Source organism: Vannielia sp. SX4, assembly GCF_052828525.1.
Genome location: NZ_CM128247.1, coordinates 2,093,524 through 2,116,029, shown reverse-complemented (window position 1 = coordinate 2,116,029; position 22,506 = coordinate 2,093,524). Strand labels below are relative to the sequence as shown.

Genomic DNA, 22,506 nt, shown 5'->3' with positions numbered 1-22,506 from the left:
AGTATTTACAGCAAGAAAATGACAGGAGCCGCGCCATGATCCCCACCTCGCACCCCGATGACGCCACGATTGCCCGCATCTCGGCGGGGATGCTGCTGGAGATCGAGGCCGTCCACTTCAACCAGCGCGAGCCCTTCACCTATTCCTCCGGCCTCAAGGGCCCGACCTATATCGACTGCCGCAAGCTCATCAGCTTCCCGCGCATCCGCTCCACGCTGATGGATTTTCTGGTGGTGAAGGTCATGCGCGACGCGGGCTTCGAGGCCTTCGACAACATCGCAGGCGGCGAGACCGCGGGCATCCCCTTCGCCGCCTTCGTGGCCGACCGTATGGCGCTGCCCATGAGCTACGTGCGCAAAAAGCCCAAGGGCTATGGCCGCAACGCCCGGATCGAGGGCGCGATGGCCGAGGGTGACCGGGTGCTGCTGGTGGAAGACCTCACCACCGACGGCGGCTCGAAAATCTCCTTCGTCGATGCCATCCGGGAAACCGGCGCAAGCTGCGCCCACACGGCGGTCATCTTCTACTACGGCATCTTCCCCGAAACCGAGAAAACCCTCGGCGACCACGGCGTGACCCTGCACCACCTCTGCACCTGGTGGGATGTTCTTGCGGTCGCCCGCGAGCGCGGCAGTTTCGATGCCGAAACACTCGACGGGGTCGAGGCTTTCCTGAACGATCCGGCCAAGTGGCGGGAACAACACGGGAATTAATTTCAGGGGATAAAACCTGAGAAAACCCCGAGTCGCCCGGTTCGGGACAGCGCCGATCTTGAGGCCGCTCTCGCGTGAGACCGCAAGATATGGTAAAACCAACCCCGGAGCCCGACCGCCCCACAGGGTTTGAAGCCTCTTATCCACAGAGATTTCCAGATACCCCTCGGGCGCGGAATCACAGTATCACCTTCCTCCACAGGGGGACCGAGCAGCATGAACGAGATCACCGCTTTCCGGCCGGAAGGGTCGGAGGCGCAGGATACTGCGCCGCATAACATCGAGGCCGAGCAGCAGCTGCTCGGAGCCATCCTCACCAACAACGACATCTTCGACCGTGTCGCGATGGTGGTTGGCTCCGAGCACTTCTACGACCCGCTTCACGCACGCATCTACGAGGTCGCCGCCGCGCGGATCGCCAAGAATCTCGCGGCCACGCCGGTCTCGCTCAAGAGCTACCTCGAGGACGAGCCGGGCCTTAAAGATGTGGGTGGCGCCGCCTACCTCGCCAAGCTGGCCGGTGTCGCCGTCGCCAGTTTCGCCGCCAAGGATTACGCGCAGATCGTCTATGACCTCGCGATCCGCCGCGAGCTGATGGGGCTGGGCCGCGACATCGCCGCCAAGGCCTCCGACGTGAACGTCGCCTCCGAGCCGAAAGACCAGATCGTCGAAGCCGAGCAGGCGCTCTACAAGCTTTCCGAGCAGGGCCGCACCGAGAGCGGCTTCCAGAGTTTCCTGAAGGCCGTGACCGACGCGGTCAACGTCGCCAACGCCGCCTACCAGCGCGAGGGCGGCCTCGCCGGCATCTCCACCGGGCTGGCGGACATGGACCGCAAGCTCGGCGGCCTGCACCCTTCCGACCTGCTCATTCTCGCCGGGCGGCCCTCGATGGGTAAGACCTCGCTCGCAACCAACATCGCCTTCAACATCGCCAAGGCCTACAAGCGCGGCCAGCTGACCGATGGCAACGAGGGCGCCGTGGATGGCGGCGTAGTGGGCTTCTTCTCGCTCGAGATGAGCGCCGAGCAGCTCGCCAGCCGGATTCTCTCCGAGGCCGCCGAGATCAGCTCCCACAAGATCCGTCAGGGTGACATGGACGAAACCGAGTTCCGCCGATTCGTCGAGGCCGCCAAGGCGCTTGAGGCCTGCCCGCTTTTCATCGACGACACGCCTGCGCTGCCGATCAGCCAGGTCGCCGCCCGAGCCCGGCGCCTCAAGCGCACCCAAGGGCTCGACGTGATCATTGTCGACTACCTCCAGCTGCTCCGCGGCACCGCCGACAACCGTGTGCAGGAGATCGCCGAGATCTCCATGGGTCTGAAAGCCATCGCCAAGGAGCTGAACATCCCGGTCATCGCCCTCTCCCAGCTCTCCCGTCAGGTGGAGAGCCGGGACGACAAGCGCCCCCAGCTCTCCGACCTGCGGGAATCGGGCTCGATCGAGCAGGACGCCGACGTGGTGATGTTCGTGTTCCGCGAAGAGTATTACGCCGAGCGTGAGAAGCCCTCCGACGACCAGCTCGACAAGATGGCCGAGTGGCAGGAGCGCATGGCGCGCCTCCACGGCAAGGCCGAGGTGATCATCGGCAAGCAGCGTCACGGCCCCATCGGCACGGTGGAGCTGAGCTTCGAGAGCGAGTTCACGCGCTTCGGCAACCTCGTCCAGCCCTGGCAGCAGGGCGGCGGACAGGTGGATCAATTCTAGGCAGGCAAGAACCACCCGCCCCGTCTCGTGCGGGGCGGGATAATCTCCCGCCGCCTTGACCCGCAGGCGCCCGCCACGCCACAACCCCGCTCATGGAAATCGAGTTCGTCAACCACGCCTCCGTCCGCATCGCCCACGCGGGCACCGCGCTGCTGACCGACCCGTGGTACGCTGGCCCCGCCTTCCACAAGGGCTGGTCGCTCCTGCACGAAACGCCCGCCGCCGAGGTCGAGGCCCTGCTCGCTCGCACCACCCACATCTGGATCAGCCACGAGCACCCCGATCACTTCTCACCCGCCTTCTTCGCTGCCCATGGCGACACGATCAAAGCGCGGGGCATCAAGCTGCTGTTCCAGAAAATCGCCGATCAGCGCGTTGCGGGCTTTTTGCGCGCCAAGGCTTTCGACCTGACAGAAATGCCCTTCGGCACGCCCCTCACCGCAGGCAGCCTCACCCTCACCTGCCTGAAGGATGAGTTCTACGATTCCGCCCTCTCCATCCGCGCCGGCGATACCCACATCCTCAACCTCAATGATTGCGCCATCGCCACCCGGGCCCGCGCCGAAGAGGTCCGCGATGCGGTCGGCCCGAGCGACATCCTCCTCACCCAGTTCTCCTACGCCGCCTGGAAAGGCGGGCCGGAGAACCGCGCATGGCGCGAAGAGGCCGCCCGCGAAAAACTCGAGAACATCCGGCTTCAAGCCGAGGTGCTCACGCCCTCTACCGTCATCCCCTTCGCCAGCTTCGTGGCCTTCGCCAACACCCGCAACGCCTACCTCAACGACGCTGCCAACCGCCCCTCCACCGTAGCCGCAGCCTTCGCCGACGCCCCCTTCGCGCTTCAGGTCATGCAACCCGGCGACACCTTCACCGCGTCCGATGCAGAGGCCTCGCATGCCGCCGTGGCCTTCTGGGAGGCCAGGGCCGACGCCCCTCTCGATCTGATGGAGTATGAGAGCCGCAGCCCCGGCACCCTGCGCGAAGCCTTCGAGGGCTGGGCCGAGCGGGTCCACCGCAATAACGCCACTTGGGCCATGCGGCTGGCCCAGCTCGCCAGCCCGATCCGCGTGTTCCAGCCCGTCACCATCCACTGCGACGACATCGGCGAGACCTTCTCAATCGACATCGCCCGCCGCCGCTTTACTCGCACCGAGGCCCCCGCAGACCTCACCATGCACTCCGAGTCGCTCTGGTTTTTCTTCTCAAACTCCTTCGGCTTCGACACGCTCACCGTGAACGGCTGCCTTGAAGAGAGCCGCCCCGGCGGCTTCTCCCGCGCCGCCCGCAGCCTCGCCATCGAGAACCTGAACAACCTCGGCATCCGCTTCGGCCCCGGCCTCATCTTCGAGCGGCAGGTCATCGGCGTGTTTCTTGAGCGCCTGCGCGGCGTCTCTGCCCGGATGCGTGGCAAGGGCTGAGTGCCCGCCACCCTGCACCGATCACAACCGCGCGACCCTCTTCCCCAGAATCACCACCTCCCGCATGATCCCCCTCATGCGCAACGCTCTCCTCGCCCTCGCCCTCTCCGCCCTGCCCGCTCAGGCCCAGCAGATCGAGGTCGATGTCGAGCTCGCCCTGATGGTCGATGTCTCCCGCTCGATGACCCCGAACGAGGTCGAAATCCAACGGCGCGGCTATGCCGAGGCAATCCTTTCCAACGAGGTGATGACTGCCGTGCAATCGGGCCTGCTCGGCTCTATCGCCGTGACCTACGTGGAGTGGGCCGGCAACTACACCCAGCGCGAGATCGTCCCCTGGACCGTGATCCAGACACAGGAAGATGCCCGCGCCTTCGCCGAGGCCCTCAGCCAGACCTTCGCCGGCGGTATGCGCCGCACCTCCATCTCCGGCGCCATCGAATACGGCATGGACGCAATCGAGAAAAACGCCTTCACCGGCCTGCGCCGGGTGATCGACGTGTCCGGCGACGGGCCGAACAATCAGGGCAGCCTCGTCGAACGCGCCCGCAACGCCGCTGTCGAAAAAGGCATCGTGATCAACGGCTTGCCCCTCATGACCAACGAGGGCCTCTCCGGAAACTGGGATATCGGCGGGCTGGACCTCTACTACCGCGACTGCGTCATCGGCGGTCCCGGCGCTTTCGTCATCCCCGTGCTGGAGTGGAACGAGTTTGCCTCCGCCGTCCGCCGCAAGCTGGTGCTCGAAATCGCCGGCCTGCCCCCGCCCGCCCAAATCATCCGCGCTCAAGCCAAGTTCGATTGCCTCATCGGCGAGAAGATGTGGGAGGAGCGCCGCCGGTATTGGGACGAGCCGTAGCTTGGGCCCCACCTCCCCTCGCCGCACCGCAGCGCGCATTCACGCTTGACGCCGCCCGCCGCCAAACGCACAACCCCAACCCATGGGAACCGGGCAGTTAACGATTGATCTAGACGCCATCGCCGCCAACTGGACGGCGCTTGATGCAGCGTCCGGCGGCAGCACCGAAACCGGTGCCGTGGTCAAGGCAAACGGCTACGGCCTCGGCGCAGGCCGGGTGGCCCGCGCACTGGCCCACGCAGGCGCCCGCCGCTTCTTTGTCGCCCACGCCGAAGAGGGCGGCGCAATCCGCAACGCCCTCGGTCGCGGGCCCGAAATCTACGTGTTTTCCGGGCACATGCGCGGCGACACCGACATGCTGAACGATCTCGACCTGATCCCCATGATCAACTCGATCGACCAGCTCACCCGCCATTTCGAGGCCCTGCCCGACGCGCCTTTCGGAATCCAGCTCGACACCGGCATGAACCGGCTTGGCATGGAGCCGGGTGAATGGGCCGCGGTCCGCGATGTCGCCGTGCCGCGCAAGCCGCGGCTGATCATGTCGCACCTCGCCTCCGCGGACGAGCCGTCCAGCCCGCAGAACAAGGCGCAAGTCGCCCTCTTCCGCGAGCTGACCGCAGGCTGCGGCATCCCCCGCAGCCTCGCCGCCACCGGCGGCATCCTTTTGGGGCCGGAGTATCACTTCGAGCTGACCCGCCCCGGCATCGGCCTCTACGGCGGCCGCCCCTTCACCGACGCCCGCCCGGTGGTGCAGCTCGATCTGCCCGTGGTGCAAACCGGCGTCGTGCTGAAGGGCGAGGCGGTCGGCTATAACGCCACATGGGAGGCCGAGGCCGATACGCCCACCGCCACCGTGCTGGGCGGCTACGCCGATGGCATCCTGCGGGCGCTTACCAATACCGGCAGCCTCTGGTCCGACGGTATCGAATGCCCGATCCTCGGCCGCGTCTCGATGGATGCGATCACCGTCGACATTTCCGGCCTCGAGCGTGAGCCGCGCGAGCTGTCGCTGCTCTGCCCCGAGCAGGGCGTCGATGCGGTCGCCGATGCAGGCAAGACCATCGGTTACGAGATCCTCACCTCCCTCGGCCCGCGCTACGCCCGCCGCTATTCCGGCCGCGCAGGCTGAGCCGAGGCCCGTGGCCACGCTCCTCCACCCCCTCGCGCTCATCGGCCGCAACACCCTTGCGCTGCTCGCCGCCATTGGCCGGATCGCGCTGTTTCTCTTCTCCACCCTCAGCCACATGGCCCGCCCGCCCTTCTACCTCAAGGAGCTGTGGCAAGCCATTCTGAACGTTGGGTATTTCTCCCTGCCCGTGGTCGGCCTCACCGCCATCTTCACCGGCGGCGCGCTGGCGCTGCAAATCTATTCCGGCGGCTCCCGCTTCAACGCCGAGGCGGTGGTGCCGCAGATCGTCGCCATCGGCATGGTGCGCGAGCTTGGCCCCGTGCTCGTCGGCCTGATGATCGCCGCCCGCGTCACCTCCTCCGTCGCCGCCGAGATCGCCACCATGAAGGTCACAGAGCAGATCGACGCGCTGGTCACCCTCTCAACCCACCCGATGAAGTATCTCACCGTGCCGCGCGTGCTCGCCGCCCTCATCACCGTGCCCGCACTTGTGGCCGTGGGCGACGTGATCGGGGTGATGGGCGGCTTCCTCGTCGCCACCGAGCGCCTCGGCTTCAACGCCGCCGCCTACCTGCAAAACACATGGAACTTCCTCGAGACGCTCGACATCGTCTCCAGCCTCGTCAAAGGCGCCGCATTCGGCTTCATCGCCGCGCTAATGGGCTGCTACTACGGCATGAACTCCGGCCGCGGCGCACAGGGCGTGGGCCAAGCCACCAAATCCTCCGTGGTCGCCGCCGCCGTGCTGATCCTCGCCGCCAATTTCCTGCTCACCCAAGCGTTCTTCTCCGTATGATCGAGCTGCAAAACGTCCATAAGTCCTTCGGAACCAAGGATGTTCTGCGCGGGGTCGATCTGTCGGTCGGCAAGGGCCGGAGCATGGTCATCATCGGCGGCTCGGGCACCGGCAAGTCGGTCACCCTCAAGTGCATCCTCGGCCTCGTCACCCCCGATCAGGGCAGCATCACCGTCGATGGCGCCCCCGTCGCCGCGGTCAAATCCGCCAAGGCCCGCGAGGCCTTCCTCGCCCGCTTCGGCATGCTCTTTCAGGGTGGCGCTCTCTTCGACTCGCTCCCTGTCTGGCAAAACGTGGCCTTCCGCCTGCTGCGCGGCCAGCTGAAGCGCCCCAAGGCCGAGGCCCGCGACATCGCCATCGAAAAGCTCCGCCGAGTCGGCCTCGGCGCCGAAACCGCCGACCTCTTCCCCGCCGAACTCTCGGGCGGCATGCAAAAACGCGTCGGCCTCGCCCGCGCCATCGCCGCCGAGCCCGAGATCATCTTTTTCGACGAGCCGACCACCGGCCTCGACCCGATCATGGCGGGTGTCATCAACGAGTTGATCCGCGAGATCGTGGTCGAAATGGGCGCCACAGCCGTCACCATCACCCATGATATGACCTCTGTGCGCGCCATCGCCGACGATGTCGCCATGCTCCACGCCGGCAAGATCCGCTGGACCGGCCCGGTCACCGAAATGGACGCCGCATCAGACCCTTACCTGACGCAGTTCATCACAGGCAGCGCCACCGGCCCGATAGAAACCCTGCGGTAAAGCCTGCGTCTGGCGCGCGGCCCCGGCTTCACATCGCGCCAAAGGGATCCTATGTGAGGGGTGTCCTGAACCGCCCAAAGGCCCGCCCTTGCCGCTCGCCCTCAAGCTCGCGAACCTCTCGCTCCTCCTGCTCTTCCCGGTCGCATGGTTCGCCCCGCTGCTGCGCGCAGGCCTCCTGCCGCTCTTTGGCCTCTCCGAAATTTCGGTGATCTCCGGCCTGCAGGAACTCTGGGGCAAGGACGTGTTCCTCGCCCTCCTCGTCACCGGTTTCGCCCTCTTCGCGCCCTACCTCAAGACCATCGGCCTCGCGCTGCTGCACTTCGGCCTGATGCACCGCAAGGTGCTGCCCGCGCTACATCTGCTGGGCAAGCTGGCTATGGCTGATATCTTCCTGATCGCGCTCTACATCGTGGTCGCCAAGGGCATCGGCGTCGGCAAGGTCGAAACCGCATGGGGTCTCTACCTCTTCACCGCCTGCATCCTCGCCTCCATCGGCATCTCATGGGCCACCGAACGCAGCCGCAAACGCGCCGCCCTGCCCGCCCCGGGCAACCCGCAGGCCGCCCCGCTGCATCCCACACCGGAGTCCGCGCCGCTACGGCCCACCACCGAGTGAGGCCGCCAGCGCCGTCCGCGTCTCGTCACAGGGCTCTACCGGCCCCTGCGCACCCTCTCGCTTGTATTTCCAGCCCGTGGATATCTCGCGGCAATGGGCAAACCAGAGGTCCTGCGCCCGTGCCAGCCGGTTGAACTGGTAACGCCCCACGCCATGCACATCCCAACCAAACCAGCGCAGCGGCCCGCCCGGCACCACGCAAAACTTCTCCTTGCAGAGCGCCTCCGGCACGTCCCGCAGCACATGCTCCACATGCCGCGGCGGCCCCGCGCCCTCCCGCGTCCGCCAATGGCCCTGCGCGGTGACGTAACCCAACCGGCTTTCCCGCGCCGCCTCAAAGATCGTCCGTTGCCCACGCGAGAGGAACAGCTCGTCGATGTCGTTCACCGCCACTGCCCCCGCGCCCTTTAGCGCCCAGTGGCGGGCAAGGTTCAGCGTGGCGGTCTGAAAGTAGAGCGCCAGATGCCGCGGCGGCTTCAGCGCCGTCGGGCCAAAGGGCAGGTCCGCGCTCACCACCAGCGCCGCCTTCAGCCCGGCTCCCGCCAGCACCTCCGTCACCTCTTCCGGCGCATAGGCGCTGGAGCCGTTGTCAAACAGCACCACGCCCTCCGCTCCCTGCGCCCGCACATGATGCCGCGCCCAATCGCCGATCCACGCCAGATCATTGTCCTTGCTCTTGGTCGTCAGGCAGGCCAACCGCTCAAACTCCGGCCTCGGCCCCAGCACCGGCGTTGCAAGCACCGCGCCGCCCGCCTCCTCCGGCAGGGCCACCTCCAAAATCTCGCCCGGATCGCCCGCCAGCCTGACCTCGTCATACCGCCGAAACCGGCGCATCCCGCGCCAGCGCAACCCGCCCGAAAACAGCGCGCGCCTGAGCACCCGCGCCAGAGGCCCCAGCTTGGGGCACACCAGCACCAGCCCGCCCTTCGCCCGCACCGCCCCGTAGGCCAGCGTGCGAAAGTCGAACATTGCGTCATACCTCGGCCCCCGTGCCGCCTCCGGTGCCAAACGCTCCCGGCGCACCGGCGCATCCTCGGGCAACCTCAGCGGCTGCAATGTCAAGGTCTCGAACATGCCTGCACCCATAGCCCGCCGCTCCGGTAAGCACCAACACCGATCATTTTCCCGGCTCAGATATCCCCCGCCGGAAGCCTCAACTCTCTTCCGGCGCCCCCCTTTCCAATCCGCGTCCCAGCGGGCATGAAAGCGCATGGCCAAAGCCCTCGCCTTCTCCTGCACCGCCTGCGGCGCCTCTCACTCCAAATGGTCGGGCCAATGCGACGCTTGCGGCGCGTGGAACACCATCGTCGAGGAGGCCCCGCTCTCCTCCGGCCCCAAGGGCAAGGGCCTCGGCGCCAAGAAGGGCAGCACCATCGCGCTGGCCGACCTCGCCTCGCCCGAGGCCCCGCCGCCCCGCACCACCTCCGGCCTTGATGAGTTCGACCGCGTGCTCGGCGGCGGCCTCGTGCCCGCCTCCGCCACGCTGGTTGGCGGCGATCCCGGCATAGGCAAGTCCACCCTTCTGCTGCAAGCCGCCGCGCGCTTTGCCCTCGCGGGGCAGAAAACCATCTACATCTCCGGCGAGGAGGCTTCGGCACAGGTCCGCATGCGCGCCCAGCGGCTCGGTCTGGCGGATGCGCCCGTAAAGCTCGCAACCGAAACCTCCCTGCGCGACATCCTCACCACGCTCGACGCCGAGCGCCCCGACCTCTGCATCATCGATTCGATCCAGACCATGTGGTCCGACACGGTCGAGGCCGCCCCCGGCTCCGTAAGCCAGGTCCGCGCCGCCGCCCATGAGCTGACCCAATTCGCCAAGCGGCGGGGCACCGCCGTCATCCTCGTCGGCCATGTGACGAAAGAGGGCCAGATCGCAGGCCCCCGCGTCGTTGAGCACATGGTCGACACCGTGCTCTACTTCGAGGGCGAGCGCGGCCACCAGTTCCGCATCCTCCGCGCGGTCAAAAACCGCTTCGGCCCGGCCGATGAGATCGGCGTCTTCGAGATGACAGGCGAAGGCCTCGCGCAGGTGCTCAACCCCTCCGCGCTCTTCCTGTCCGACAATGAAACGCCTGCCCCGGGCACCGCCGTCTTTGCCGGAATCGAGGGCACCCGCCCCGTGCTGGTGGAGTTTCAGGCCCTCGTCGCCCCCGCGCCCGCCGGTCAGGCCCGCCGCTCCGTGGTGGGCTGGGATTCGGGCCGCCTCGCAATGATCCTCGCCGTGCTCGAGGCCCGCTGCGGCATCCCCTTCGCCGGGATGGATGTGTACCTCAACGTCGCCGGCGGCCTGCGCGTCTCCGAACCCGCAGCCGACCTTGCCGTTGCCGCCGCCCTGCTATCGGCCCGCGAGGATGTGGCCCTACCGCCCCGCATGGTGGTTTTCGGCGAGATCAGCCTCACCGGCGCCCTCCGCCCCTCCTCGCAAACCGAAAACAGGTTGAAAGAGGCGCAAAAACTTGGTTTCTCCTCCGCAACGCTGGCGGAGGGGTCCAAGGCCACCTCCAGCGGGGGCATGGATCTGCGCAAGATGTCAGACCTCACGGGCTTCGTGGGCGAGATGTTCGGCGCAGGCTGAGAGACCGGAAAGGCAAGAAGAGAGCACATGGAAGGCTTCACCATTTTCGACGCGGGCGTGGCCGTCGTCATCGTCCTGTCGGCAATTCTTGCCTACTCCCGCGGCTTCGTCCGCGAAATCCTCGCCATCGCGGGCTGGGTCGGCGCCGCGGTGCTGGCCTATCTCTTCGCCCCGCAGGCCGTGCCGCTGGTGAAGGAAATCCCTGTTGTGCAGGACTTTCTGGACAACTGCGAACTGGCCACCGGCGCAGGCTTCGTTGTGGTCTTCGCCATCGGCCTCGTCATCTTCGCCCTCTTCACGCCGCTCTTCGCGAGCCTTGTGCAGCGCTCGGCGCTCAACGCGCTCGATCAGGGCCTCGGCTTCCTCTTCGGCGCCCTGCGCGGGCTGATCCTCATCGCCATCGCGCTGGTGCTCTACGACTTCATCGCAGGCTCCGAGAGCCTCGCCTTCGTCGACGACAGCCAGACCGCCAAGCTCTTCGGCTCGGCGAAAACCCGGATCGACGGCGAAATCGCCGATCAGGAGGGCGTGATGAACTGGTTCCGCGAGAAATTCGAGAACCTGACAGACCGCGCCTGCGGCGCCCCCGCCGTCGCCCCGGCAGACCCGACAGCCCTGCCCGAGCAGCCTGCCACCGGCAACTGACGGCCCGCAAAAGCCGCATAGCAATGTAGGGTGCGCATTCATTGCGCACCTTTCGCCATCTCGCGTCACCCTCTCGTGACAAAGGGATGACAGCCGCCGCCCCAAGCGTTAAACGGGGGCCAACGCCCACAAAGCCGGATTCGGAGCTGCCCCTTGCCCGACACTCAGCACGGCCACCCCGCCATGCCCCCCGCGCACCCTTTCGATGATGACAAGCTCCGCGAGGAATGCGGCGTATTCGGCGTGACAGGCGTCGAACAGGCCGCCAACTTCGTCGCGCTCGGTCTGCACGCGCTGCAGCACCGGGGCCAGGAAGCTGGCGGCATCGTCAGCCATGACGCCGAGCACGGCTTCAACTCCGCCCGCCGCTTCGGCTACGTCCGCGACAACTTCACCAAGGCCTCGCTGATGGATACACTGCCCGGGCCGCTCTCCATCGGCCACGTGCGCTATTCCACCGCCGGCTCCAAGGGCAACACCCAGATCCGCGATGTGCAGCCCTTCTTCGGCGAGTTCTCCATGGGCGGCGCGGCGATTGCCCACAACGGCAACATCACCAACGCCGGTGCCCTGCGCCGCGAGCTGATCGAGCGCGGCTCGATCTTCCAAAGCTCGTCCGATTCCGAGTGCATCATCCACCTGATGGCCCGCTCGCTGCAGCGTGACGTGCCCGCACGGCTCGAAGATGCCCTGCGCCGGGTCGAGGGCGCCTTTTCCATCGTCGCCATGACCCGCACCAAGCTGATCGGCGTGCGCGACCCGCTGGGCGTGCGCCCCCTCGTGCTTGGCAAAATCGGCGACGGCTGGGCGCTCTCGTCCGAGACCTGCGCGCTCGATATCATCGGCGCCGAATTCGTCCGCGAGATCGAGCCGGGCGAGATGGTCGTCATCACCAAGGACGGGGTCGATAGCCGCCACCCCTTCCGCCCCAAGAAGAGCCGCTTCTGCATCTTCGAACACGTCTATTTCTCGCGCCCCGATTCCATCCTCGGTGGCCGCAGCGTTTACGAGACCCGCGAAGCCATCGGCCGCGAGCTGGCCAAGGAAGCGCCTGTGGAGGCCGATCTCGTCTGCCCCGTGCCCGATAGCGGCACCCCGGCAGCCATCGGCTTCAGCCTTGAAAGCGGCATCCCCTACGGCATGGGGATCATCCGCAACCAGTACATGGGCCGCACCTTCATCGAGCCCACCGACCAGATCCGCAACATGGGCGTCCGGCTCAAGCTCAACGTCAACCGCGCCCTGATCAAGGGCAAGCGGGTGATCCTCGTCGATGACAGCGTCGTGCGCGGCACCACCTCCCGCAAGATCAAGGAAATGATCCTCGACGCGGGCGCGGCAGAGGTCCACTTCCGCATCGCCTCGCCGCCCACAGCCTGGCCCTGCTTCTACGGCGTCGATACGCCCGAGCGCAGCAAGCTGCTGGCGGCCAACATGAGCGCCGATGAAATGGCCGATTACCTCGGAGTCGACAGCCTCAAGTTCATCTCGCTCGATGGCCTCTACCGCGCCGTGGGCGAGGCCAAGGGCCGCGACCCGAAGAGCCCGGCCTACTGCGACGCCTGCTTCTCCGGCGAATACCCGGTCGAACCTGCCGACATGATCGAGCAGGGCTTCGAGATGAAGACCGCCGCCGAGTAACCGAACACTGTCATCCCCGGGCTTGCCCCGTGGATGACCCCAAGGCACTCCGCACCCTACCGCCGGAAATCCTCCGCCTTCAGCCCGTGCTTGGCCAGCTTGTCGTAGAAGGTCTTGCGCGGTAGATGCAGCGCTGCCGCCGCCGCCGTGGCGTTCCCGTTCTGCCGCCCCAGCGCCGCCACGATGAGCGACTTTTCCACCCGCGCCATCTGCTCCGCCAGCCCCAGCTCGGCGGCCTCCTGCACCTCGCCCGGCATACCCAGCACAAAGCGCATGGCGGCGCTCATCAGCGAGCGGGAGTTGCCCGGCCAGTCCTGCGCCATCAACTCCGCCAGATGCTCCTCGCTCACCTCGGGCTCGGGGATGCCCGCCTGCTCCGCCGCCTGCGCCACGTAATCGCGGAACATCACCGGAATGTCCTCGCGCCGCTCTTCCAGCGTTGGAATGCGCACATGCATCACGTCGAGCCGATAATAGAGATCGGCGGCAAAGCGGCCCTCCTCCATCTCGGCCACGAGGTCACGCGTGGTGCCCGCGATAATCCGCGACTCTCCCGGCGCCTCCAGCCGATCCAGCAGCACGAGCTGAACCGCCGCCGGCAGAGCGCTGATCTCGTCCAGAAAGAGTGTGCCCGCCCCCGCCGCCTCCATCGCCGCATCGAGCCGCGCCTCGTCGAGCGAGGCCGCAAGGCGTTTCACGAAAGGCTGCGGCGCGGCGGGCGAGAGCAGATGGATCACCTCCGCCACCTTCGCCGTCTGCGAGCCGGGGCCGCCGGTCACCAGCACCTCGGCGCCCGCACGTGCCACCGCGCGCACCTGCCGCCGAAGCCCCTGCGCCTCGACCGAATGGCCAAAGATCATCCGCGCCGCCGCATCGCCGCGCTCCAGCTCCCGCTTCAAGCGGCGGTTCTCCAGCACCAGCGCGCGGGCCTTCAGCGCCTTCTCCACAACGCCCACCAACTCCTTGGGGCCGCAGGGCTTTTCCAGAAAATCAAAGGCCCCCTCGGCGATCCCCTTCACCGCCGTCGGCACATCGCCTTCACCGGTCAGCAGGATCACCGGCAGCTCCTCATCGCGCCGCCGCGCCTCCGCCAGCAAAAAGAACCCATCACGCCCCGGCATCCGGATGTCGCTCACCACGACCCCCTCAAACTCGGGGCCAATGTGGTCCTTCGCCTCGATGTAACTGCCCGCGAGGATCGGCTCGATCTCCGCCAATTCCAGCGTTTGCCCCAGCGCCTCGCGCACCGCGGCATCGTCATCCACAACCAGCACCCGCCGGAGCCCGCTCATGCCGCCACCTCAAGCCCGGCGGGCTGCAACTCAACCGTAAACTCCGCGCCGCCGCCCGGGCGGTTCTCCCCCCGGATGTTGCCGCCAAAGCTCTGCACCAGCCCGTAGCTGATCGACAGGCCCAGCCCCATGCCCTCGCTCGCGCCCACCTCCTTGGTGGAGTAGAACGGGTCAAAGATCTTGTCCGGCTCGGCAATCCCCGCGCCGCTGTCGCGCACCCTCAGCCGCACCGGCGCACCCGGCTCGATCGCAATCCCCAACTCCGCCTCCTCGCGCCCCGCCATCGCATCGATCCCGTTGCTGACGAGGTTCAACACCACCTGCTGCAAGCGCACCTCCCCGCCCCGCACCATCACCGGCGCCTCCGGAGCGGCCCAGTCGAGCGCTACGCCCGCCTGCACCATCCGCCCCTCCACCAGTTCCAGCACCGTTTCCACCACCGCGCCCAGATCGACCCGGCCAATCGGCTCGCTCTCCTGCCGGGCAAAGGCCCGCAGGTTGCGGATGATCCGCCCCATCCGCCGGGCAAGGTCGCCGATACGGCCAAGGTTCTGCGCCGCCTTCTCAGGGCTGCCCCGGTCCAGAAAGCTCTCGGCATTCTCCGCAAACGAGCGGATCGCCATAAGCGGCTGGTTCAGCTCGTGGCTCAGCCCGGCGCTCATCTGCCCCAAGGCACTCAGCTTGCCCGCCTGAACCAGCTCCGCCTGCGCCCGCCGCAGCGCCGCCTCGGCCTCCTTGCGCTCATGCACCTCCGCCTTCAGCCGCAGGTTCGCCGCCTGAAGCGCCTCGGTGCGCTTCTCCACCCGCGCCTCCAGCACCGCATTGGCCCGCGCCTCCACGCCCAGCCGCTCCGCCAGCGCCCGCCGCCGTTCCGACAGCAAGAACAGGAAGGCCCCGAACCCGAGGCACAGCGCCGCCACCGCCGCCGCCGCCAAGGCCCCCAGCCGCAATGCAGGCGCCAGCGAGATCAGCGCCTCGCCCCGCATCCCGATCACCGGCAACTCCTGCACCAAGTGCAACGCCGCGCGCGGAATATATGGCCCGCCATCGACCCACCACAGGTCGCGCCCACCCGCCTGCCACGGGCGATAGCCAATGAACGGCTTCAACGCCGCGCCCGCATGCACCCCCTCGCCCGCCGCCCCGTCCCGGCTCATCATCAGCAGTTCGGTCCGGTTCGCCACGAACACGACGCCATCGCTGTCGGTAAAGAACACCGGCACCGGGTCACCCGCCCAGTCCAGCTCGATCAGCCGCAGGTCCGCCTGCACCACCACGATCCCCATCACCGGCCCGTCCGGCGCGAAGATCGGCGCGGCAAAGGAGTAGAGCCGCCGCCCGCTCTCCTCCGCCACCCGGTGGCTGCTCCCCAACGCGCCCTGCCGGGCCCGCACGATCTCGGGGCCGGTCAGCTGCGCCGGGGCGGTCTCGCCGGTAAAGGCCAGCATCCGCCCGTCTTCGTCAGTCAGAAAGATCGCCGCGCTGCCGGTCATATCCGCGTGGCGCACCAGCAGGCTCGACACCCAGTCAGACGGGCCACGCCCCGCCACTTGCGCCTGCGGCTCGGGCCGGTCGGCCAGCGCCACCGCCAGCTCGGCATAGCTCTGAAGCTGCGTCGTGAGCCGCTGCGAGGTGAGTCGCAAATCGCTCTGCCCGCGCCGCTCCACCTCGTCCAGCGCCGAAACAAAAGCCCCCCAGCCCGCCGCCACGCTGATCAGCGCCGCCGCGGCGAGGTAGAGCAGGATAACGAGCCACCGTCGCGTCATGCCTCTTCCTAGACAATCCGATGCGCATCTGAAAGCGTCGCCGCCATGCAGGCGCTCTCCCAATCCCCGACCGACCCGGCCTTCGTGCAAGACCCCTACCCCTTCTACCACCGCGCCCGCGCCGCCGGTGACCTGTTTCTGTGGGAGGATTTTGGCCAGCCCGCCGCCGCAGGCTACGCGCAGGTCAAACGCTTGCTGAAAGACCGTCGCCTTGGCCGCGAGATGCCCGCCGATCTCGCCCCCCCCGTGCCCGAACGGCTGCAACCCTTCTACGATGTCGAGGCCCACTCGATGCTCGAGCTGGACCCGCCCCGCCACACCCGCCTGCGCGGGCTGGTGCTGCGGGCCTTCACCTCCGCCACCGTCGAGGCGCAGCGCCCGGCGATCGAGGCGCTCTGCACCGATCTCATCGCCCGCTTCCCCTCCGGTCCCTTCGACCTGCTCGAGGCCTTCTGCCGCCCGCTCCCGGTGATCACCATCGCCACCCTGCTCGGCGTCGATGTGGCCCGCGCGCCCGATCTGCTGGCTTGGTCCAACGCGATGGTCGGCATGTATCAGGCGGGCCGCACCCGCGCGATGGAAGAGGCCGCCATCACCGCCACGCAGGCCTTCACCGCCTTCCTCGCCGAAGAAATCACCCGCCGCCGCGCGAGCCCTTCCGATGACCTCATCTCCCAGCTCATCGCCGCCGAAGCCGAGGGCGAGAAACTCACCGCCGACGAGCTGACCTCCACGGTCATCCTGCTGCTGAACGCGGGGCACGAGGCCACCGTTCACTCCCTCGGGAACGGGGTAAAACTTATTTGCGAACATGAGCTTGCAGCCCATGCTTCATCCTCCGAGAACGCCCCGCTGCTGACCGAAGAGATCCTCCGCCACGCCCCGCCGCTGCACATCTTCGAGCGCATCGCCCGCGAGGATTTCGAGATCTACGGGCATCATCTCAAACGCGGCCAGCGCATCTCCTGCCTGCTCGCCGGGGCCAACCGCGACCCCGATGCCTACCCCGACCCCGACAGCTTCAACCCCACCCGCCGTGGCCCCTCCAACATGGCCTTCGGCGCCGGGCTGCACTTTTGCGTCGGCGCGCCGCTCGCCCGGCTCGAGTTGCAAATCGCCCTACCGGCCCTCTTCACCGCCTGCCCCGGCCTCACGCTGGCCGAGCCGCCGCTCTACGCCCCCGTCTACCACTTCCACGGGCTGGAAAAACTGATCGTCACCGCCTAACCTCCTGACCATTCATTCAGGAGTTTCTCATGCGGTTCGCCCTTCTTTTCCTCGCCCTTTCCCTCTCTCCGGCCACCGCGCAGGAGCGGGTGCTCACCCCCGAGCGCGCCTCGGGCTACGATGGCATCATCAGCCAATGCGTCACCCTCACCCGCGAGAGCTTCGCCAATGACATGTGCGCGCCGCTGGCCACCTCGGTCGCCGGCATGGCGTCCAAGGCGGGCCTCAAGCACCGCCACCTCGGCCTGACCGAATGGGGCTTCGGCACCGATGCCTTTCCGCCCACGCCCGATGATATGGACTTCATCGCGCCGCTCAACCTGACCTTCTACATCCGCGCCACCGCCGGGCCGAACAGTGGCATGATCTGGGCTTCGCTCTACCGCGAGGTGCCCGAAGGTCGGCTGGTGCTCTGGGAGGATTCCGGCATCGGCGCAGGCGAGCAAAGCGTCATCCGCGACGGCCTCTCCACCGGCCTCGCCCGCAAGCTCGAACCGGTCTTCGACGCGCTCGGCGAAGCAAATTAATTTACCCCTCCAACCGCCTCACTTCATTGCGAAATTCTAGCGGCCATCCACACGCCGGAACACGCTCCAATTCCCGGCTCACTCCCCACCCACAGGCAGCGCCGTGGTGCTCTTGATCTCCTCCATCGAGAGCAGCGCCGTCACGTTGTGGATCTTCACCTCCGAGATCAGCGCCTGGTAGAATTCGTCATAGGCGCGCGCGTTCGTCACCTGCACCTTCAGGATGTAATCGATATCCCCCGCCAGCCGGTGCGCCTCCAGCACCTCGGGCCTCGCCCGCAGCGCCTTGAGGAACTTCTGCTGCCAGTCCGCCTCATGCTCGGACGTGCGGATCAGCACGAAAAAACAGGCCTCCAGCCCCAGCGCCTCGGCGTTCAGCAACACGGTGTTCTGCCGGATCACCCCGGCCTCCCGCATCTTGCGCACCCGATTCCAAACCGGCGTCTTCGAACTGCCCACTTTCTTGGCAATTTCGTCCAAGGATTGCGCTGCGTCAGCTTGCAGTTCCGCAAGGATTTTCCGGTCGATCTTGTCCAGACGGACGGACATTCGCATTTCTCCAGCTTTGTTGGAATTCCGGCCCTACAGGGGAGTTTCTCGGAACGTTTTTCCCTAACTGCCGTGAAGCCCTGCCAATTACCAGAACAAAATTCTATATCTTCCCCTACGCAACAGGAGCCGCCGCAATGCAGCATTTTCCGATCTTCGTGAACCTCCGTGGTCAGCGCGTCACCCTCTCCGGTGGCGGCGAGGCCGCGCTGGCCAAGCTGCGCCTGCTGCTGAAGACGGAAGGTGACATTCACGTCTTCGCCGCCGAGCCCCATGCCGACCTTGAAACGCTGGCCGATGAGGGCCGCCTCACGCTCCACCGCCGCGCCGCCCGCGCGGGCGACTTCACCGGCAGCCGTCTCGCCTATGGCGCCAACGAGGACCACGCCGAAGACACCCGCATCAAGGCGCTGGCCGAGGCCGAGGGTGCGCTGGTCAACATCGTCGACGACCTGCACAACAGCCAGTTCATCACCCCCGCCATCGTCGACCGTGACCCGGTGACCGTGGCGATCGGCACCGAGGGCGCCGCCCCCGTGCTCGCCCGCGCCATCAAGCGTGATCTTGAAGAGCGCCTGCCCAGCTCGCTCGGCCTGCTCACCCGCATCGGCAAGGCGTTCCGCACCGCCGCCGACGCGCTGCCGATGGGCAAGAAGCGCCGCGATTTCTGGGCCGATTACTACTTCAACGAAGGCCCCAAGGCGCTCGCCAAGGGCGAAAACAACGCCCGCGAAGCGCTGGACGCCCTTCTGACCCGCCACCTCTCCGAGGCCCCCGAGCCCGGCGAAGTCGCCTTTGTCGGCGCTGGTCCCGGCGATCCCGAGATGCTCACCCTCGCCGCCCGCCGCGCGCTGGATGAGGCCGAGGTGATCATCCACGACGGCCTCGTCTCCCCGGAGATTCTCGAACTCGCCCGCCGCGAGGCGCTGATGATCGACGTGGCCAAGCACGGCTTCGGCAAATCCACCCCGCAGGAGGCGATCAATGCGCTGATCGTCGGCCATGCGCTGAAGGGCGAAAAGGTCGTGCGCCTCAAGGCCGGCGATCCCGGCGTCTACGGCCGCCTCGACGAAGAGCTCGATGCGCTCGCCCCCCACGGCATCGCCACCCGCATCCTGCCCGGCATTACCGCCGCCTCCGCCGCCGCCGCCTCCATCGGCCAGAGCCTGACCAAGCGGGGTCGCAACTCCGATCTTCGATTTCTGACGGGGCATGACACCAAGGGCTTCACCGAACAGGACTGGCACGCGCTGGCCGCGCCCGGTGCCGTCGCCGCCATCTACATGGCCAAGAAGGGCGCGCGCTTCCTTCAGGGCCGCCTGATGATGCACGGCGCCTCCCCCGCCACCGATGTCACCGTGGTCGAGAACGCCTCCCGCCCCGATACCCGCATCCTGCATGCCACCCTTGCCGCCCTGCCCGAGACGGTCGAGGGCCTTTCCGGCCCCGCCGTCCTCCTCTATGGCCTCGCCCCGCGCGACGCCGCCACCGAACTCAAGCTGAAGGCCGCTCAGTAATGCCCAAGCCATTCACTCCCAAGGTCGTCACGGCCAATGCGCTGATCGAAGGCGATGTGATCTATCTCACCAACTCCGGCGAGTGGTCGCGCCGCCACGAGGATGCCCGTCTCTTCACCGAGGAGGCCCCCGCCGAGGCCGCGCTGTCCGCCGCTGCGCTGCAGGCCTCCGAGATCGTTGGCGCCTATCTCGCCGATGCCGAGGCCACGCCCAAGGGCCCCAAGCCCACCCACTTCCGCGAGGCCTTCCGCGCCACCGGCCCCTCCAACTACGCCCACGGCAAACAGGTGGACCTCTGATGTACAGCTATACCGACTTCGACGAAGCCTTCGTCCGCAACCGCGTCAGCCAGTTCCGTGCCCAGGTGGAGCGCCGCATCGACGGCTCGCTCACCGAGGACGAGTTCAAGCCGCTGCGTCTGATGAATGGCCTCTACCTGCAGCTGCACGCCTACATGCTGCGCGTGGCCATCCCCTATGGCACCATCTCGGCCCGCCAGATGCGCCAGCTCGCCTTCATCGCCGACAAATGGGACAAAGGCTACGGCCATTTCACCACCCGTCAGAACATCCAGTACAACTGGCCCGCGCTGAAGGACGTGCCCGACATGCTCGAGGCGCTGGCCGACGTGCAAATGCACGCGATCCAGACTTCCGGAAACTGCATCCGCAACGTGACCTCCGACCATTTCGCCGGGGCCGCTGGTGACGAGGTGGCCGACCCGCGCCCCTACGCCGAGCTGCTCCGCCAGTGGTCGACCGACCACCCCGAATTCCAGTTCCTGCCCCGCAAGTTCAAGATCGCGGTAACGGGCGCCGAGGCCGACCGCGCGGTGATCCGCGCCCATGACATCGGCCTGCAACTGGTCGAGCAGAACGGCGAGATCGGCTTCAAGGTCATCATCGGCGGTGGTCTGGGCCGCACGCCCATGATCGGCAAGGTGGTGCGCGAGTTCCTCCCCGAGGCCGACCTGCTGCCCTACTGCGAGGCCATCGTCCACGTCTACAACACGCTCGGCCGCCGCGATAACAAGTACAAGGCCCGCATCAAGATCACCGTCCACGAGAACGGGATCGACACCATGCGCGAGCTGATCGAGGCCCGCTTTGCCGAGATTCGCCCGGAGTTCACCGGCGTCGATCAAGAGATGCTCGCCGCGATCAAGGCCCAGTTCGCCACGCCCGCGCTCCGCGAGGGCGACGTGGCCGCCTATGAGGCCGCCCGCGAGATGGACCCTGTTTTCCGCGCCTGGGCCGATACCAACCTCACCGCGCACCGCGATGCCGACCACGCGATTGTCACAATTTCGATAAAGGCCCACGGTAAGACCCCCGGAGATGCAACCTCCGATCAGATGCGCCTGATGGCCGACCTGGCGGAAGAGTATGCCCACGGAGAGCTGCGCATCAGCCACGAGCAGAACGTCATCCTGCCCCATGTCCACAAGGGCGACCTGCCCGCGATCCACGCGGCGCTGAAGGCTGCCGGGCTGGGCACCGCCAACATCGGGCTTGCCTCCGATATCATCGCCTGCCCCGGCATGGATTACTGCGCGCTGGCCACCGCCCGCTCGATCCCGATCGCGCAGGAAATCGCCACCCGCGTCGACGAGCTGAAGATCGAGCACGAGGTCGGTGAGCTGAAGATCAAGATCTCCGGCTGCATCAACGCCTGCGGCCACCACCACGTGGGCCACATCGGCATCCTCGGGCTGGATCGCGCTGGCGTCGAGAACTACCAGGTCACGCTGGGCGGCGACGGCACGCAGGATGCGGCCATCGGCACCCGCATGGGGCCGGGCTTCTCCGCCGAAGAGATCGTGCCCGCCATCGAGCGGCTGATGCTGGCCTACCTCGAACTGCGCGATGCGCCCGAGGAGACCTTTCTCGCCACCTTCCGCCGCCTTGGGGATGCGCCGTTCAAGGCCGCCCTCTACCCCGAAAGCGAGGCCCGCAATGCCGCGTGATACCGTCACAGGCGTGACCGACGAGGTGGCCGAAGCCCGCGCCGCCTCCGAGGCCCGCGCCCTCAACGAACGGTTCGCCGGGGCCACGGCGCAGGAGGTTCTGCGCCACGCCCTGACCGATCCGGCGATGGGCCGCATCGCCACCGTCAGCTCCTTCGGGGCCGAGTCGGTGGTGCTGCTGCACATGATCTCCCAGATCGACCGCGCCGCGCCCGTGCTCTTCATCGACACCCAGATGCTCTTTGAAGAAACCCTGCAATATCAAACCGATGTCGCCGAACAGCTCGGCCTCACCGGCATCGAGGTGGTGCGTGCCCCCGCGCCCGAGCTGGCCAAGGCCGACCCGGACGACACCCTGCACAAGCGCTCCACCGACGCCTGCTGCGACCTGCGGAAGACCGTGCCGCTCGCCAACGCCCTGCTGGCCTATGACGGCTGGGTCACGGGCCGCAAACGCTTTCAGGCCGAGGCCCGCGCCGCGCTCGATTACTTCGAGAGCGAAGGCCCCCGGGTCAAGGTGAACCCGCTCGCAGGCTGGTCCGCTACCGACCTCAAGGCCTACATGGATGAGCACGACCTGCCCCGGCACCCACTGGTCGCCAAGGGCTACCCCTCCATCGGCTGCTGGCCCTGCACCACGCCCGTGAAAGAGGGCGAAGACCCGCGCGCCGGTCGCTGGCGCGGCGAGGAAAAGGAAGAATGCGGCATCCACTTCATCGACGGCAAAGTGGTCCGCGGCCCCCTGCCCGTGTCCGAGCCCGCCTCCGACCCCGTCGCCGAAGCCGCCCCCGAGAGAAAGAGCGCCTGA

The 22,506-nt window shown here is 67.2% G+C and carries 20 protein-coding genes and 1 pseudogene; 17 read left to right on the top strand and 4 right to left on the bottom strand.

Going from position 1 to position 22,506, the window contains the following annotated elements; genetic code table 11:
• Positions 1–35: 35 nt before the first annotated feature.
• From ACUXVX_RS10365 to ACUXVX_RS10330, 8 genes and pseudogenes are all read left to right on the top strand, one after another.
• Positions 36–713, top strand: coding sequence for an orotate phosphoribosyltransferase (locus ACUXVX_RS10365; protein WP_222492448.1), 678 nt, complete (start codon positions 36–38; stop codon positions 711–713).
• Positions 714–929: 216 nt separating this feature from the next.
• Positions 930–2,417, top strand: a complete 1,488-nt coding sequence (locus ACUXVX_RS10360) for a replicative DNA helicase (protein WP_446311470.1) — start codon at positions 930–932, stop codon at positions 2,415–2,417.
• Positions 2,418–2,509: 92 nt separating this feature from the next.
• Positions 2,510–3,835, top strand: a complete 1,326-nt coding sequence (locus ACUXVX_RS10355) for an MBL fold metallo-hydrolase (protein ID WP_446311469.1) — start codon at positions 2,510–2,512, stop codon at positions 3,833–3,835.
• A gap of 76 nt (positions 3,836–3,911) precedes the next feature.
• Positions 3,912–4,694, top strand: coding sequence for a DUF1194 domain-containing protein (locus ACUXVX_RS10350; RefSeq protein WP_446311468.1), 783 nt, complete (start codon positions 3,912–3,914; stop codon positions 4,692–4,694).
• Positions 4,695–4,776: 82 nt separating this feature from the next.
• Positions 4,777–5,826 (top strand): alanine racemase, encoded by a 1,050-nt coding sequence (alr, locus tag ACUXVX_RS10345; RefSeq protein WP_222492442.1) that lies wholly within the window; start codon positions 4,777–4,779, stop codon positions 5,824–5,826.
• A gap of 10 nt (positions 5,827–5,836) precedes the next feature.
• Positions 5,837–6,622: an MlaE family ABC transporter permease gene (locus ACUXVX_RS10340; RefSeq protein ID WP_446311467.1), complete on the top strand. Its 786-nt coding sequence runs from the start codon at positions 5,837–5,839 to the stop codon at positions 6,620–6,622.
• On the top strand, positions 6,619–7,377 hold the full coding sequence (locus ACUXVX_RS10335; RefSeq protein ID WP_446311466.1) for an ABC transporter ATP-binding protein: 759 nt from the start codon (positions 6,619–6,621) through the stop codon (positions 7,375–7,377). Before ACUXVX_RS10340 ends, ACUXVX_RS10335 begins: the two co-directional genes overlap by 4 nt.
• Before the next feature lie 88 nt (positions 7,378–7,465).
• Positions 7,466–7,888 (top strand): annotated as a pseudogene (locus ACUXVX_RS10330) (paraquat-inducible protein A); the annotation flags it as partial.
• 84 nt (positions 7,889–7,972) lie between these two features.
• Here the strand turns inward: ACUXVX_RS10330 and ACUXVX_RS10325 are convergent.
• Positions 7,973–9,067 (bottom strand): hypothetical protein, encoded by a 1,095-nt coding sequence (locus ACUXVX_RS10325; protein ID WP_446311465.1) that lies wholly within the window; start codon positions 9,065–9,067, stop codon positions 7,973–7,975.
• A gap of 136 nt (positions 9,068–9,203) precedes the next feature.
• Between ACUXVX_RS10325 and radA the strand changes: the two genes are divergently transcribed.
• The 3 genes from radA (at position 9,204) to purF (ending at position 12,854) form a co-directional block, all read left to right on the top strand.
• Positions 9,204–10,568, top strand: coding sequence for a DNA repair protein RadA (gene radA, locus ACUXVX_RS10320; RefSeq protein ID WP_222469629.1), 1,365 nt, complete (start codon positions 9,204–9,206; stop codon positions 10,566–10,568).
• Between the two features lie 27 nt (positions 10,569–10,595).
• Positions 10,596–11,213, top strand: coding sequence for a CvpA family protein (locus ACUXVX_RS10315; protein ID WP_222469630.1), 618 nt, complete (start codon positions 10,596–10,598; stop codon positions 11,211–11,213).
• 183 nt (positions 11,214–11,396) lie between these two features.
• Positions 11,397–12,854 carry an amidophosphoribosyltransferase gene (gene purF, locus ACUXVX_RS10310; protein WP_222471019.1) on the top strand — a complete coding sequence of 486 codons (1,458 nt, stop codon included), beginning with the start codon at positions 11,397–11,399 and terminating at the stop codon, positions 12,852–12,854.
• Positions 12,855–12,910: 56 nt separating this feature from the next.
• On the opposite strand, the gene ACUXVX_RS10305 is transcribed toward purF, so the two are convergent.
• Both ACUXVX_RS10305 and ACUXVX_RS10300 read right to left on the bottom strand, forming a co-directional pair.
• Positions 12,911–14,146, bottom strand: a complete 1,236-nt coding sequence (locus ACUXVX_RS10305) for a sigma-54-dependent transcriptional regulator (RefSeq protein WP_222469631.1) — start codon at positions 14,144–14,146, stop codon at positions 12,911–12,913.
• Complete coding sequence (locus ACUXVX_RS10300; RefSeq protein ID WP_446311464.1) at positions 14,143–15,912, bottom strand: sensor histidine kinase; 1,770 nt, start codon at positions 15,910–15,912, stop codon at positions 14,143–14,145. The genes ACUXVX_RS10305 and ACUXVX_RS10300 overlap by 4 nt, the downstream gene beginning before the upstream one ends.
• A 45-nt stretch (positions 15,913–15,957) precedes the next feature.
• Here ACUXVX_RS10300 and ACUXVX_RS10295 point away from each other — a divergent pair, with 45 nt between their 5' ends.
• Positions 15,958–17,139: a cytochrome P450 gene (locus tag ACUXVX_RS10295; RefSeq protein ID WP_446311463.1), complete on the top strand. Its 1,182-nt coding sequence runs from the start codon at positions 15,958–15,960 to the stop codon at positions 17,137–17,139.
• A 29-nt stretch (positions 17,140–17,168) separates the two neighbouring features.
• A complete protein-coding gene (locus ACUXVX_RS10290) occupies positions 17,169–17,666 on the top strand; it encodes a hypothetical protein (RefSeq protein ID WP_446311462.1) in 498 nt (165 codons plus the stop codon).
• 78 nt (positions 17,667–17,744) lie between these two features.
• Here ACUXVX_RS10290 and ACUXVX_RS10285 read toward each other — a convergent pair whose 3' ends face one another.
• Positions 17,745–18,215 (bottom strand): Lrp/AsnC family transcriptional regulator, encoded by a 471-nt coding sequence (locus ACUXVX_RS10285; RefSeq protein ID WP_222469635.1) that lies wholly within the window; start codon positions 18,213–18,215, stop codon positions 17,745–17,747.
• A gap of 137 nt (positions 18,216–18,352) precedes the next feature.
• Here ACUXVX_RS10285 and cysG point away from each other — a divergent pair, with 137 nt between their 5' ends.
• The 4 genes from cysG to ACUXVX_RS10265 are packed head-to-tail and all read left to right on the top strand — an operon-like array spanning position 18,353 to position 22,506.
• The gene (cysG, locus tag ACUXVX_RS10280) at positions 18,353–19,732 is read left to right on the top strand and encodes a siroheme synthase CysG (protein ID WP_446311461.1); all 1,380 of its coding nucleotides are present in this window, start codon (positions 18,353–18,355) and stop codon (positions 19,730–19,732) included.
• Positions 19,732–20,031: a DUF2849 domain-containing protein gene (locus ACUXVX_RS10275; RefSeq protein WP_222469637.1), complete on the top strand. Its 300-nt coding sequence runs from the start codon at positions 19,732–19,734 to the stop codon at positions 20,029–20,031. Before cysG ends, ACUXVX_RS10275 begins: the two co-directional genes overlap by 1 nt.
• Entirely contained in the window at positions 20,031–21,698 is a 1,668-nt protein-coding gene (locus ACUXVX_RS10270; protein ID WP_222492410.1) for a nitrite/sulfite reductase, read from the top strand. Before ACUXVX_RS10275 ends, ACUXVX_RS10270 begins: the two co-directional genes overlap by 1 nt.
• Positions 21,688–22,506 (top strand): phosphoadenylyl-sulfate reductase, encoded by an 819-nt coding sequence (locus ACUXVX_RS10265; protein ID WP_446311460.1) that lies wholly within the window; start codon positions 21,688–21,690, stop codon positions 22,504–22,506. The genes ACUXVX_RS10270 and ACUXVX_RS10265 overlap by 11 nt, the downstream gene beginning before the upstream one ends.

Coding starts and splice junctions, on each gene's coding strand:
- ACUXVX_RS10360 (WP_446311470.1), top strand. CDS start 930: ATGAACGAGATCACCGCTTTCCGGCCGGAAGGGTCGGAGGCGCAGGAT.
- ACUXVX_RS10335 (WP_446311466.1), top strand. CDS start 6,619: ATGATCGAGCTGCAAAACGTCCATAAGTCCTTCGGAACCAAGGATGTT.
- ACUXVX_RS10290 (WP_446311462.1), top strand. CDS start 17,169: ATGCGGTTCGCCCTTCTTTTCCTCGCCCTTTCCCTCTCTCCGGCCACC.
- ACUXVX_RS10315 (WP_222469630.1), top strand. CDS start 10,596: ATGGAAGGCTTCACCATTTTCGACGCGGGCGTGGCCGTCGTCATCGTC.
- ACUXVX_RS10325 (WP_446311465.1), bottom strand. CDS start 9,067: ATGTTCGAGACCTTGACATTGCAGCCGCTGAGGTTGCCCGAGGATGCG.
- ACUXVX_RS10265 (WP_446311460.1), top strand. CDS start 21,688: ATGCCGCGTGATACCGTCACAGGCGTGACCGACGAGGTGGCCGAAGCC.
- ACUXVX_RS10275 (WP_222469637.1), top strand. CDS start 19,732: ATGCCCAAGCCATTCACTCCCAAGGTCGTCACGGCCAATGCGCTGATC.
- purF (WP_222471019.1), top strand. CDS start 11,397: ATGCCCCCCGCGCACCCTTTCGATGATGACAAGCTCCGCGAGGAATGC.
- cysG (WP_446311461.1), top strand. CDS start 18,353: ATGCAGCATTTTCCGATCTTCGTGAACCTCCGTGGTCAGCGCGTCACC.
- ACUXVX_RS10300 (WP_446311464.1), bottom strand. CDS start 15,912: ATGACGCGACGGTGGCTCGTTATCCTGCTCTACCTCGCCGCGGCGGCG.
- ACUXVX_RS10350 (WP_446311468.1), top strand. CDS start 3,912: ATGCGCAACGCTCTCCTCGCCCTCGCCCTCTCCGCCCTGCCCGCTCAG.
- ACUXVX_RS10285 (WP_222469635.1), bottom strand. CDS start 18,215: ATGTCCGTCCGTCTGGACAAGATCGACCGGAAAATCCTTGCGGAACTG.
- ACUXVX_RS10295 (WP_446311463.1), top strand. CDS start 15,958: ATGCAGGCGCTCTCCCAATCCCCGACCGACCCGGCCTTCGTGCAAGAC.
- radA (WP_222469629.1), top strand. CDS start 9,204: ATGGCCAAAGCCCTCGCCTTCTCCTGCACCGCCTGCGGCGCCTCTCAC.
- ACUXVX_RS10270 (WP_222492410.1), top strand. CDS start 20,031: ATGTACAGCTATACCGACTTCGACGAAGCCTTCGTCCGCAACCGCGTC.
- ACUXVX_RS10355 (WP_446311469.1), top strand. CDS start 2,510: ATGGAAATCGAGTTCGTCAACCACGCCTCCGTCCGCATCGCCCACGCG.
- ACUXVX_RS10305 (WP_222469631.1), bottom strand. CDS start 14,146: ATGAGCGGGCTCCGGCGGGTGCTGGTTGTGGATGACGATGCCGCGGTG.
- ACUXVX_RS10365 (WP_222492448.1), top strand. CDS start 36: ATGATCCCCACCTCGCACCCCGATGACGCCACGATTGCCCGCATCTCG.
- alr (WP_222492442.1), top strand. CDS start 4,777: ATGGGAACCGGGCAGTTAACGATTGATCTAGACGCCATCGCCGCCAAC.